The following is a 12,962-nucleotide window of genomic DNA, read 5'->3' on the forward strand; positions in this document are numbered from 1 at the left end:
CAACCCTGCCAGAATGGTCTGCTGATCGAAACCGGCCTGACCGGACCACGTCATGGCACAGGTGGTGTAAATGAATTGTTACCAGAACCCATTTCGTCTATCTCATTGGAGGATGTATAAGTGAACACAGAACTAATCTTCGCCCTAGCCTGTGCGGTTGCCGCGCTTGCCTATGGCTTCCTATCCGTAAAATGGATACTTGCGCAGCCTGAAGGCAACGAGAAGATGCGAGAGATAGCCGGCGCCGTACAGGAAGGTGCCAAGGCCTACCTCAACCGCCAATACACCACCATCGGTATCGTAGGCGTAATCCTGTTCGTCATACTCTGGTACTTCCTCGGAACCGCGACCGCGATCGGTTTTGCCATTGGCGCCGTCTTCTCAGGTCTTGCCGGCTACATCGGCATGCACATTTCCGTTCGCTCCAATCTGCGCACGGCCCAGGCCGCCGACAACGGCATCAACGCGGCTCTGCAGATCGCCTTTCGCGGCGGCGCCATCACCGGCCTGCTGGTTGTCGGACTAGGACTGTTGGGTGTGGCCGGTTACTACGCCATTCTCATCGCCATGGGGGTCGAGGATCCTCTGCATCCCCTGGTCGGCCTGGCCTTTGGCGGTTCGTTGATCTCCATCTTCGCCCGACTTGGTGGCGGTATCTTTACCAAAGGCGCCGATGTGGGCGCCGATATCGTAGGCAAGGTCGAGGCGGGCATCCCCGAGGATGACCCCCGCAACCCCGCGGTTATCGCCGATAACGTGGGTGATAACGTGGGCGACTGCGCCGGCATGGCAGCCGATCTGTTCGAAACCTACGCGGTTACCGTGGTTGCAACCATGCTGCTCGGCGGTCTGCTGATGGCCGATGCCGGTACAGCACCGATACTCTATCCGCTTGTATTGGGCGGTGTCTCCATCATCGCGTCTATCGTCGGTACCTTCTTTGTCAAGGCAAAGGATACGGACACCAACGTCATGCCCGCTCTTTATAAGGGTTTGATCGTAGCCGGTCTCCTCGCCGCCATCGCCTTCTACTTCGCCACTGACATGATCATGGACGGAGTCGGCGGTTTCAACACCATGCAGCTGTTCGGTGCTGCCATGATCGGTCTGGTTCTGACCGCTGCGATGGTAGTGATTACCGAATACTACACCTCTACCGAGTTCTCGCCAGTGCGTCAGATTGCCCAAGCCTCCACCACAGGTGACGGCACCAATGTCATCGCCGGCCTGGGCATCTCCATGAAGTCCACAGCTGCGCCTGTGATTGCGGTGTGTGCCGCAATCTGGGGTTCATACGACCTGGCCGGACTCTACGGCATCGCCATTGCGGCGACCGCCATGCTCTCCATGACCGGTATCATCGTTGCACTGGATGCCTATGGCCCGATCACGGACAACGCCGGCGGTATCGCCGAGATGGCGGAACTGGATGAGAAGATCCGCAATATCACCGATCCCTTGGATGCCGTGGGCAATACCACCAAGGCCGTCACCAAGGGCTATGCCATCGGATCGGCCGGTTTGGCCGCCCTGGTGCTGTTCGCCGACTTCACCAGCACCCTGGAGCACGCAGGCAAGACCATCAGCTTTGAACTTTCCGATCCAGCGGTATTGATCGGTCTCTTCATTGGCGGCCTTGTCCCCTACCTGTTCGGTTCCATGGCCATGGAAGCGGTTGGCAAAGCCGCCGGCGGCATCGTCAACGAAGTGCGTCGCCAGTTCCGGGAAAAACCTGGCATCATGGATCACAGCGAGAAACCGGACTACGGACGCGCTGTGGACTTGCTGACCAAAGCGGCCATCAAGGAGATGATCATCCCATCGCTGCTGCCGGTATTGATGCCGATCGTAGTAGCCCTCGGCATCGGGTGGCTGATGGGCGGTGACGCCGGCGCCAAGGCGCTGGGCGGCCTGTTGATCGGCACCATCGTCACCGGCCTGTTCGTCGCCATCTCCATGACCGCCGGTGGCGGCGCCTGGGATAACGCCAAGAAGTACATCGAAGACGGCAACCACGGTGGTAAGGGTTCGGATGCCCATAAGGCGGCGGTCACCGGCGACACTGTAGGCGACCCCTACAAGGATACCGCCGGTCCTGCGGTCAATCCGCTGATCAAGATCATCAATATCGTTGCCCTGCTGATCGTACCTATTCTCTAGTCGAGACCGCAGAGTCAATTCACCAGGGGGAGCTTCGGCTCCCCTTTTTTCGTAACGGCCCATACCTGTTCGTACGGATAACTGACACAAAATTCACAAACCGTTAATGGGCGCCAATCACCGCAGACTAAAACAAACGCCATACCCGGACAAAAAACCGTTGATCCGCATCTCCTGAATTGAGGTAATTGACGTTCAAGGCTGCCGTAAAAATTGCTTTATCACTCATCTGACCCGGAAGCGCCTGTGTAGCCTGATTAGATGCAGAAACCCGGATAATTCCACAATCCCACTGTGGACATCAGTTTGAATATTTAGCAATCTCACACTGGCTTTGGGCTAGACACCCGACGAGGTTATCCGTAATCTTCACACCTCACACGAATTCCGGCCCGCCTGCCGGAAATAATCAGCTACGATCAACCGCAAGGGTCTCAAATATGAATCTGGACCGAGTCTCCTCAGGAAAGAATATTCCTGATGAAATCAATGTCATTATCGAAATCCCGTCCAACGCCGATCCGGTAAAATATGAGGTGGACAAGGAGACAGGCGCCATGTTTGTCGACCGCATCCTGCGCACCGCCATGCACTATCCGGCCAACTACGGGTATATTCCACACACGCTTTCTGACGATGGAGACCCCTGTGACGTGATGGTGCCCACCGCTTTCCCGTTGATCCCTGGCTCAGTGATCCGCTGCCGCCCGGTAGCCGTTTTGAAAATGACCGATGAATCCGGTGATGACGCCAAGGTCGTTGCGGTGCCGGCGGATGACGTTTCAAGTCGTTGGAGACATGTCAAATCGGCGGACGACATGCCTGAGGAACTGATGGAACGCATTGCCCACTTCTTCGAACATTACAAGGACCTCGATGAGGGTAAATGGGTACGTGTTAAGGGCTGGGAAGGTGCCGAGGCCGCCAAAGAGGAGGTCACCAACTCGGTACAGATGTACAAAGACGCACCGGAAAAACCGAACTTCTAAGCCATGAAGGGCCGTTCATGGCTAACTATACTCCCCTATGTCCTGGTACCGCAGCGAGGAAGTAGCACGCGATGAAAATCTGCATTCTCTCTGACAGCCACGATCATATTCCCTTGCTGGAAGCAGCTGTTGAGGCGGCCAAGGCCGAGGAGGCGGAAGCGGTTGTACACTGTGGCGATGTGGTCGCGCCGAGCACGCTACACTGCCTGGACAAGTTTGACTTGCCGGTACATGTCATCCATGGCAACAATAGCGGTGATCTCTATACCCTGGGGCGGCTTGCAAGCCGGGATGAGAACAACATTCACTACCACGGCATGGATGCCGCGGTCGAATTGGCAGGGCGTAATATCTTTCTCGTCCACTATCCCCACTATGCAAGGGCCATGGCTGCAACCGGTGACTGGGACCTGGTCTGTTGCGGTCATAGCCATAAATTAAAGATTGAGCGACTCGTGAATATCAAAGGCAGTGTCACCCATTTGGTCAATCCCGGTACGATTGGTGGTGTCGGTAAATCACCGGCAACCTATGTCATGGCAGACCTGGAGAATATGACCTTTGAATCGCGAGAGGTTTCTAAGCAGATTGAGCTTGACGCTGGACAATAGGGCCTGTCAGCACTGGTTCAGATCGGCTCTGTTTAGCCGGAAAAGCGCCAATCAAGGCGCACCCCAAGGGCACTTCCTTCGGGGCGCGAGGAGAGTCGTTTGGTAATTCAAACTCTGTTGTCTATGAACGACAGGAGCACCCATGACTGATTTCACTCATTTCAATGCCGCCGGTGAGGCTCATATGGTCAATGTCGGGGACAAGCCATCGACCAGGCGCAGGGCCATCACAGAGGGCCGTATCACCATGCAACCCGAAACCCTGCGGATGATTCTGGCAGGCAGCCATAAAAAGGGAGACGTGCTCGGTGTCGCCCGCATCGCCGGCATTATGGCCGCCAAGAGAGCGCCGGAACTGATTCCCCTATGCCACCCGCTTTCACTGACCAAGGTTGAGATCGACCTTCGTCCCGATGAGAGCGAGAATGCAATCCACTGCCATACCCACGTGGAAAACGTAGGCCAGACCGGTGTTGAAATCGAAGCCTTGTGCGCGACCCAGATCACCCTCCTGACTATCTATGACATGTGCAAGGCCGTTGACAGGGGCATGATAATCAGCGACATTCGGCTGACGGAAAAGAGCGGGGGAAAGTCGGGCGAGTGGAAAAAAACCGACTAAAGTTAAAAACAATCCTGCCGCACTAAGTTGTACGGCTGCGTGATCCCTGTCACAATGCCGGGATTTTCTGTTGTCAAATCAGACATTACTCGCAGGCATAGGGAAGCAGTTATGAGCAAATTCGTAGAATGGTCCGACGCACTCAGTGTCGGCATTGAAGAAATCGATGAACAGCACAAGATGCTCGTCGAGCTCGTCAACAAGATGCATGAAGCCATTCATCAACGCCATGGCAGTGATGTAGTGAAGAGTATCCTGGGTGATCTGGCTGACTACACGAGGATCCATTTTGCGGTTGAAGAGAGCTTGATGCGAATCCTCAACTACCCTGGTTATGAAGACCATAAAGAGATACATGAAGAGCTGCTCCAGTCCGTGGCAGACCTGCAAGAAAAGGTAGCCACCGGCAAGACCGCCATCGGTTTTGAGCTGATGCACTTTCTCAAGACCTGGCTGACCAAGCACATCATGGAAGAGGACATGCAATATAGCGGCTTTTTCATCAAGGCAGGCGCTCAACCCAGGTTGAGCAAAAAATCCTGGATCCAGCGACTCTGGAGCAGCTGACCCAAACAAAACAGCCGCCATGGCATTTCGAGACCTAGGGCCTGTTAACACTAATCCAATCGGCTCTGTTGTGTCTGAAAATGCGCCAATCAAGGCGCGAGGAGTGAGGTTTGGTGATTCCAAATGAGTGACGAGCAACGCCGAGTGGCGCATTTTCAGGCACAACCCGAAGGGCTGGGGCTGTTTTTCCACCCAGCGGCGTTATCATTCGCTCATTTAGCACGGCTAAACCTCGCTCATTCTGCCTTGCTGGGTAAAAAAACAGCTCCAGCAGAGTCGATTGGATTAGTGTTAACAGGCCCTAGTAGCAATGCCATGAATCCCTATTATCACCGGGCCCATTTCCTGAAAAGTGCGGCCCGACTTTCCCAATCCCCGACAGACAGCGGTTTCGAGGTGGCTTTTGCCGGACGCTCCAATGCCGGAAAATCCAGTGCCCTGAACGCCTTATGCGGACAGAAATCTCTGGCACGAACCAGTAAAACACCGGGCAGGACCCAACTTCTGAATTTCTTCTCTTTGGACAGCGACCGTCGCCTGGTAGACCTGCCGGGCTATGGCTATGCCAAGGTCGCGGAATCGATTAAAAAAGAGTGGCAAAAGACACTGGCACACTACATCGAACAACGGCAATGTCTCAGGGGCATGATTTTGTTGATGGATATCCGTCATCCGCTGACAGCATTCGATCTGCAGATGTTGCAATGGAATACCTACCATGGCCTACCGACACACATCCTCCTGACCAAGGCCGACAAACTCAAGACCGGCGCTGCCAAAAACACGCTGTTGAAGGTCAAAAAGGAACTCGGTGATCGCCCAGAGATCTCAGTCCAATACTTCTCCGCATTGAAAAAACAGGGCATTGACGAGTGTCACCGGGTGCTGGACCTATGGTTCGAACTGGAATCAGACCCAAACACCCATCCATCCCGTTGACCACTGGCAGCTTTAAAAAAAGAAAGCCCCATCAGCCTAAGGGGAAAGACTGACGGGGCCGGATCTTCCCGGATGGGGTCACCGGGAAGGATGGGTCGCAAAGGGAGGAAAAGCGACCCTCGTCGTACGACTTACAGCTAGATAGACTGGTGATTTTATATAAAGTTCAATGCGCTTGATCCCAGTTGTCGCCGACCCCCACATCCACCAGCAAGGGCACTGCCAAACTGGCCGCCATCTCCATATAATTCGCAATAATGTCCTTTGCTTCAATGACATAGGATTCCTCGACCTCCAGCACCAGTTCATCATGAACCTGCATAAGAAGTCGCGCGGGCGGCGTGCTGGCCTCTATCCAAGCGTCTACAGCCAACATGGCGCGTTTGATGATATCAGCCGCACTCCCCTGCATCGGTGCATTGATCGCCGTACGCTCCGCCGCCGTCCTGCGTTGATGATTTTTCGCGTTGATATCAGGCAGGTAAAGCCGGCGGCCGAAAAGGGTCTCGACATAACCCTGATCATGGGCCAGTTCCCGCGTCCGATCCATGAATGCCTGCACTCCGGGGTAGCGTTTGAAATAGAGATCCACATAGGCCTGGGCTGCGTTTCTCTCAATGCCCAACTGACGCGCCAGACCAAATGCGGACATGCCGTAGATCAAACCGAAGTTGATCGCCTTGGCAGAGCGCCGCTGCTCCGCAGTCACACGATCCAGCGGCTCGTCGAAAACCTCCGCCGCAGTAGCCCGATGGATATCCTTGCCTTCGGAAAATGCCCGTAGAAGCCCTTCATCCCCTGACAGATGGGCCATGATCCTCAACTCTATCTGGGAGTAGTCCGCTGCCAGCATCTTCCAGCCCGGTTGCGCTACAAATGCCCGGCGAATGCGCCTGCCCGCCTCTGAGCGTACTGGAATATTCTGCAGATTTGGGTCGGTGGAGGAGAGTCGTCCCGTTGCGGCCACCGCCTGATGGTATGAGGTGTGGACACGGCCGGTCTGCGGATTGACCATCTCAGGCAGTTTGTCCGTATAGGTCGACTTGAGCTTGGAGAGACCACGATGCTCAAGAATCACAGCCGGCAGCTCATGCCCCCGTTCCGCCAATTCGACCAACACCGATTCCGCCGTTGAGGGTGCCCCCTTGGGTGTCTTTGCAATCACCGGGAGTTCCAGTTCGCTGAAGAAGACCTCCCCAATCTGCTTCGGTGAACCCAAATTGAAACTGTGGCCGGCAAGGGAATAGGCCTTCTGTTCGAGTTGGTGCATGCTCTTTGCCAACTCATCGCTCTGCTTGCGCAACATACTGCTGTCGATAGCCACACCGGTTCGCTCCATCCTCGATAACACCGGAATCAACGCCACCTCAAGTTCCGTCAACAATGATGTTAGTAAAGGCTCACTTTCAAATTTCGGCCTGAAATAATCATGCAGGCGAAGGGTAATATCCGCATCTTCAGCCGCATATGGGGCGGCTAACTCCAGATCAATTTGATTAAAGGTCAACTGCTTCTTGCCTTTGCCGGCTATCGTCTCAAAGTGGATTGTCTCATGTTGCAGATAGCGCTTGGCCATGGAGTCCATGTCATGCCGTGTAGCCGTGGAATCAAGCACGTAGGATTCGAGCATGGTGTCATACGCAATACCTTGCATATCGACGCCGTAACGGGCCAATACACTCATATCGTATTTCAGATTTTGACCGACCTTTTTCAGCTTTGGATTCTCTAAAAGCGGCTTCAAGTGAGTAAGCACTAACTCACGTGACAGCTGCTTTGGCGCACCCGGATAGTCGTGGCCGACAGGGACATACGCTGCCTCGCCAGGGCATACCGCAAATGAGAGCCCAACCAGTTCGGCCTGCATATAGTCGAGACTGGTGGTTTCCGTATCGAAGGCGAACAAGCCATGGGCCTCCAGCTGCGCGATCCATCTTTTCAACGCCGGCTCACTCAACACTGTCTCGTAGTTTACAGAGGTTTGTTCCGCTGCCTGCTGTTGCTCATCCGTTTCCACGTCATCCAGGGTTGAGAGCAGGCGGTTCGATCCCATCCATTGATAGTGACGCCGTAATTCAGCACTGTCCCGCTCAACCGGCTGGTAATCAGTTGGGCCCATTTCAAGGCTGACGTCGAGCTTTATGGTTGCCAGTTCACGGGAGAGCGGCAGTTGAGCCAGACTGGCGCGCAGATTCTCGCCGATCTTACCCTTGATCTCATCCGCATGAGTGATCAGATTATCCAGGGTGCCGTAGGTATTCAGCCACTTTGCCGCGGTTTTAGGACCACACTTCGGAACACCCGGTATATTATCGACCGTGTCACCCACCAGGGCCAGGTAGTCAATAATCTGGTCGGGCCTGACACCGAACTTGTCCATCACCCCCGCCATATCGGTGGTGGTCTCTGACATGGTGTTGATCAGCGTGACGTGTTCATTCACCAGCTGTGCCATATCCTTGTCACCCGTGGAAATCATAGTCTCTATGCCCTGTTCCGTGGCCTGTCGCGCCAAGGTGCCGATCACATCGTCCGCCTCGACCCCGGGTACGACCAGCATCGGCAAGCCCATCGCCCGAATGATCGCATGCAGAGGCTCAATCTGGCCGCGCAGATCGTCCGGCATAGGGGGGCGATTGGCCTTATACTCCGGATAAATCTCATTTCTGAAACTGCCGCCGGGGGCATCGAATACGACCACCATGTAGTCAGGATCGAAATCGCTGATCAACCGACGCAGCATGTTCAGTACGCCGACAATCGCACCTGTTGGTTCACCATGTGAGTTACTGAGGTCGGGCAGGGCATGATAGGCGCGAAACAGGTAGGAGGAGCCATCGACCAGGACAAATGGGGATGATTTAGACATAAGCAGCGGAAAATCCATATAAAATTTTGCTTGAAGATAGTAGCTAAATCAGACCCTTTTGTCGCCAGTTTCACAAACCTGCAGAGTGGCCGCACTATGACCTACTATTTTTCTTGGTCTTTCTGAAAATCTGATCTATCTTTTTAGAGCATGGACTCAATCGAGCCCCTAAAACTATAAATGCATAAAGCTACAACGAACGACCATCACCACTGGAGACGACCATGCCCGAAATGAACCCAATGGCTGTCGAGAACAGCAACACACCGGAAGGTTTCGATGAGTGGACCGAAGAGCAGGCGATTGCCCTGGCTTCGGAAGAAAACATCGAGTTAACTGATGCGCATTGGGAGATGATCCATTTCCTGCGCCACCACTGCGAAGAGCATGGCACCACCTGCAGCGCCAGACTGGTGCTTAAGGCGATGACAACACAAGTCAAGGATCGAGGCGGCAAAAGATATCTCTATACGCTCTTTCCAAGGGGCCCGGTAGTCCAAGCGTGTAAGATTGCCGGTATTCCACTGCCACCCTACTCATTGGACCTTTCCTTCGGCAGTGTACACTGACAAAATTCTCAACACTTAAGCTTACAAGGGGCGAGCAGCCCCTTTTTTAATGCCAATCCGTTAACAGTACCTGCCAACTATTCCTCAAGATGTGGCCGCTTCGGTCGCAAACGAAGGAAACCAATAGATCCGGAACGATAATCACACCAAATAAACAGGGACAATAATAAGTCGGTACAGATTACCATGCTCAATTCACACTGCTTCAGATTGGATGCAGCGGATGAGGCCAATGAATGGCATACCCAGGCAACGGAACTGCTGATTCGTTACAACATTCCCATTACACCTGTTTGTTATCATGTTGCCTATGAGTATGCCACTCAGCGTCATGGCGAATTAACACGAATAGTCGATGCCCAGCTGAACAAAACCGGCCATCTGGACAGCCACTTTCTGTTTCATTTGTTTGAAAGTTTCTGCCTCGAGGGGGCTGAAAACGACAAACTGGACGATCACCTGGCTGACCTGCACAATCTACTATTCAAGGTTCTCGAAGGGGTGACAAACAACTGTAGCCAAACCGATCTCTTCAGCGAGACCTTGCTGAATCAGAGCCATGCCTTGGATGCCAATCCCAGTCTCGAAGATCTGCGCGGCATAGCACAAACCTTGATGCAGGCAACCGCGCAAGCCATGCAAAACAATCGCATGTTGCAAGATCACCTTGAGTCGGCCGAAGAGCAGAGTCTGTCACTGCAATCCGAAGTGAAAAAGCTACGCGATGAGATATCCACTGACGCGCTGACAGGATTGTTCAATCGGCGTGCGCTCAACAAACGTATGCTCGAACTGGTCGAGGCGCACAACGGTGCATCCACCCCTTTTTCCATTCTGATGCTCGATATTGACCATTTCAAACAGTTCAATGACAACTTCGGTCATGTGATCGGGGATGAAGTTATCCGTCGTGTCGGACTGATCATGAGAGACCAGTTGCGGGATGTGGACTTTCCCGCGCGCTATGGTGGAGAGGAGTTCACCGTGCTTCTGCCGGAAACGGATATCACCGATGCAATGAATGTCGCTGAAACGATCCACCAGTCGGTTGCGAAGCTGATACTGATTAAAAGAAGCACAAAAGAGAAACTGCCATCGGTTACGGTTTCGGTGGGCGCTGCCAGCTATCGCCGGGGAGACAGTCCCGAAACCCTGCTCGAACGTGCTGATCAGGCCCTCTATCAGGCCAAAGAGGGGGGGAGAAACCGGATAGTCAGCGAAGCGGAAATCACCTATATGTGACCCCCTCACCTACACCAGCGAGCGATATCGGCTTTAAGCTGTTTCATATGCCGCGCACGCGCTTGATCGCTCAGATAACGTCGCTCACCGTCATTGCCTAAATTATAGATACCTCTAGCCCGAAGATGGGAATTGTAACGGTCTTTGGCACGCACGCAGTTCTGCTTGCGTTTTTTCCGCTCAGCCAGTTGTTTCTGCTTTGCCTCTTTCTTCTCCGCACGCTCCTCTGCATAGACATCCAGCATGCGCTGCATCTCCATCTGCCTGTCATGTTGTCCCGCCGTTGGCTGAGGACTCTGCTGTTCCCTGATCCTTATCTCTGTGGACTCCCCCGTCACCGGCCGGTCACTGAAGTGCACACGTCCCTGCTCATCCACCCATTTATAGACCTCCGCCTGCAGTTGTAAGCCCGCCATCAACAGTACTAACAGCAGGGATTGCGTAAACAGCCGTGGTAATTTACTTTTTATATCCAACATCTGAGCAGCTCCTTGCAGATATATCTATCACCCTCGTGTCTTTACCATTCCGCTTGTGGCGCGTACTGGTTACATCGCCAGCTTAGGGCCAGTCTACCTCAATGATGACATGTATCGTACTGAATGACTCGTTCTGAATTGAGCATTTGTGAATGGGGATTATACCCTTCCATATACGGCTTTCTGAACTAACGGGATGATGAGAATTGAAGCGGATATAAAAAAAGGGCGCCGAAGCGCCCTTAAAGGGAGGATCATCCAACAGATGTTTTACAAGCCTGAACCCCGGTTTCCGGTGAACTCAGGATAGGCCTCCAGTCCACACTCGCCGAGATCGACACCTTCGTACTCTTCCTCTTCGCTGACCCTGATACCCATCACAACCTTAAGGATCAGCCATACCACGAGGCTGGCGACGAACGTCCAGGCAAAGATTACTCCCAAACCGAGTAACTGCGGTCCGATTGAGGCATCGCTATTGGTCAGAGGAACCGCAATCAAGCCCCACATGCCGACCACGCCATGCACCGATATAGCGCCCACCGGGTCGTCGATCTTGATCTTGTCCATTGTGATGATGGAGAAGACCACAAGCAGGCCGCCAACAGCGCCGATCAGGGTTGCTTCCAAAGGAACCGGTGTCAACGGCTCGGCAGTGATTGCCACGAGACCTGCCAACGCACCGTTGAGTGCCATGGTCAGATCCGCTTTACCAAACAGCGCACGCGCGGTAAGCAGCGCCGCCACTACACCGCCGGCTGCGGCTGCATTGGTGTTGACGAAAACTGCGGCGACAGCATTGGCTTCGCCGATATCGGAGATTTTCAGCTCGGAACCACCATTGAAGCCAAACCAGCCCAGCCACAGGATGAATGTACCCAACGTGGCCAATGGCAGGTTGGCACCGGGTATGGCATTGACTCGGCCATCGGCAGTGTACTTGCCTTTACGGGCTCCCAGCAGAATGACGCCAGCCAGGGCTGCTGCGGCGCCACAGAGGTGTACCACACCGGAGCCGGCAAAATCGCTGAAACCGGCAGCGTCCAGGAACCCGCCACCCCATTTCCAGTAACCCTGCAGCGGATAGATGACACCGGTCATTACCACGGCAAACAGCAGGAAGGCCCAGAGCTTCATCCGCTCGGCCACGGCACCGGAAACGATGGACATGGCGGTGGCGACGAAGACCACCTGGAAGAAGAAATCAGACATACCGGAATAGTAGGTCTCGCCATTGCTGGCCAGCACATCTTCGACACTGTTGTCGCCACCGAACATAAAGCTCAGGTCAAGCGCCGGAAAATAGCCATTGCCGTCTCCCGGATACATAATGTTGTAGCCCATCAACATATACATGATGCAGGCGATGGCGAACAGGGCGACGTTTTTGGTCAGGATTTCAGCGGTATTCTTGGCTCGCACCAAACCGGCCTCGAGCATGGCGAAACCAGCCGCCATCCACATGACAAGCGCGCCGGATACCAGAAAGTAGAAGGTATCCAGTGCGTAACTGAGTTGTGTAATCGCTTCCACGATACTCTCCAAATAAAAGTTGCTAGTGAGTTACAGCGCTTCGGGACCGGTTTCACCGGTACGCACACGAACGACCTGTTCCACGTCAGTGACGAAGATCTTGCCGTCACCGATCTTGCCGGTCTTGGCGGCATTGGAGATCGCTTCCACAACCTGATCGACAATGTCGTCATCGACGGCGATCTCGACCTTGATCTTGGGTAGGAAATCGACCACGTACTCCGCACCGCGGTAGAGTTCGGTGTGTCCCTTCTGACGCCCAAAACCCTTGACTTCGGTGACCGTGATACCTGCCACACCCACTTCCGACAAAGCTTCGCGGACATCATCAAGCTTGAACGGCTTAATGATTGCTGAAACCATTTTCATCTGATTGCTCCTC

Annotated in this window: 11 protein-coding genes and 2 pseudogenes; 9 read left to right on the plus strand and 4 right to left on the minus strand. The window is 54.0% G+C overall.

Going from position 1 to position 12,962, the window contains the following annotated elements:
- Nucleotides 1–120 precede the first annotated feature (120 nt).
- The 6 genes from AB8516_RS12605 to yihA all read left to right on the plus strand — a co-directional run bounded on the left by AB8516_RS12605 (nt 121) and on the right by yihA (nt 5,888).
- The gene (locus AB8516_RS12605; RefSeq protein ID WP_108295405.1) at nt 121–2,160 is read left to right on the plus strand and encodes a sodium-translocating pyrophosphatase; all 2,040 of its coding nucleotides are present in this window, start codon (nt 121–123) and stop codon (nt 2,158–2,160) included.
- Nucleotides 2,161–2,600: 440 nt separating this feature from the next.
- Nucleotides 2,601–3,149, plus strand: a complete 549-nt coding sequence (ppa, locus tag AB8516_RS12610; protein WP_369161115.1) for an inorganic diphosphatase — start codon at nt 2,601–2,603, stop codon at nt 3,147–3,149.
- Nucleotides 3,150–3,220: 71 nt separating this feature from the next.
- Nucleotides 3,221–3,760, plus strand: a complete 540-nt coding sequence (locus AB8516_RS12615; protein WP_369161117.1) for a metallophosphoesterase — start codon at nt 3,221–3,223, stop codon at nt 3,758–3,760.
- 142 nt (nt 3,761–3,902) lie between these two features.
- Nucleotides 3,903–4,382: a cyclic pyranopterin monophosphate synthase MoaC gene (moaC, locus tag AB8516_RS12620; protein WP_369161119.1), complete on the plus strand. Its 480-nt coding sequence runs from the start codon at nt 3,903–3,905 to the stop codon at nt 4,380–4,382.
- Nucleotides 4,383–4,493: 111 nt separating this feature from the next.
- Nucleotides 4,494–4,949 (plus strand): bacteriohemerythrin, encoded by a 456-nt coding sequence (locus AB8516_RS12625; protein ID WP_108295409.1) that lies wholly within the window; start codon nt 4,494–4,496, stop codon nt 4,947–4,949.
- Nucleotides 4,950–5,072: 123 nt separating this feature from the next.
- On the plus strand, nt 5,073–5,888 hold the full coding sequence (gene yihA / locus AB8516_RS12630) for a ribosome biogenesis GTP-binding protein YihA/YsxC (protein ID WP_369161121.1): 816 nt from the start codon (nt 5,073–5,075) through the stop codon (nt 5,886–5,888).
- 166 nt (nt 5,889–6,054) lie between these two features.
- Here the strand turns inward: yihA and polA are convergent, their stop codons facing one another.
- On the minus strand, nt 6,055–8,757 hold the full coding sequence (gene polA, locus AB8516_RS12635) for a DNA polymerase I (protein WP_369161123.1): 2,703 nt from the start codon (nt 8,755–8,757) through the stop codon (nt 6,055–6,057).
- 224 nt (nt 8,758–8,981) lie between these two features.
- Here polA and AB8516_RS12640 point away from each other — a divergent pair, with 224 nt between their 5' ends.
- The 3 genes and pseudogenes from AB8516_RS12640 to AB8516_RS12650 form a co-directional block, all read left to right on the plus strand.
- The gene (locus AB8516_RS12640; RefSeq protein WP_369161125.1) at nt 8,982–9,326 is read left to right on the plus strand and encodes a TusE/DsrC/DsvC family sulfur relay protein; all 345 of its coding nucleotides are present in this window, start codon (nt 8,982–8,984) and stop codon (nt 9,324–9,326) included.
- A gap of 186 nt (nt 9,327–9,512) precedes the next feature.
- A complete protein-coding gene (locus AB8516_RS12645) occupies nt 9,513–10,568 on the plus strand; it encodes a diguanylate cyclase (protein ID WP_369161127.1) in 1,056 nt (351 codons plus the stop codon).
- 21 nt (nt 10,569–10,589) lie between these two features.
- A pseudogene (locus AB8516_RS12650) lies at nt 10,590–10,634 on the plus strand (hypothetical protein); the annotation flags it as partial.
- Between the two features lie 221 nt (nt 10,635–10,855).
- Here the strand turns inward: AB8516_RS12650 and AB8516_RS12655 are convergent.
- From AB8516_RS12655 to AB8516_RS12665, 3 genes and pseudogenes are all read right to left on the minus strand, one after another.
- Nucleotides 10,856–11,047, minus strand: a pseudogene (locus AB8516_RS12655) (DUF4124 domain-containing protein); the annotation flags it as partial.
- Between the two features lie 270 nt (nt 11,048–11,317).
- Nucleotides 11,318–12,580: an ammonium transporter gene (locus AB8516_RS12660; RefSeq protein ID WP_369161129.1), complete on the minus strand. Its 1,263-nt coding sequence runs from the start codon at nt 12,578–12,580 to the stop codon at nt 11,318–11,320.
- Nucleotides 12,581–12,610: 30 nt separating this feature from the next.
- A complete protein-coding gene (locus tag AB8516_RS12665) occupies nt 12,611–12,949 on the minus strand; it encodes a P-II family nitrogen regulator (protein WP_108289855.1) in 339 nt (112 codons plus the stop codon).
- Nucleotides 12,950–12,962 lie beyond the last annotated feature (13 nt).

It is taken from the genome of Candidatus Thiodiazotropha sp. LNASS1 (assembly GCF_964212655.1).
Lineage (GTDB): Bacteria > Pseudomonadota > Gammaproteobacteria > Chromatiales > Chromatiaceae > Thiodiazotropha.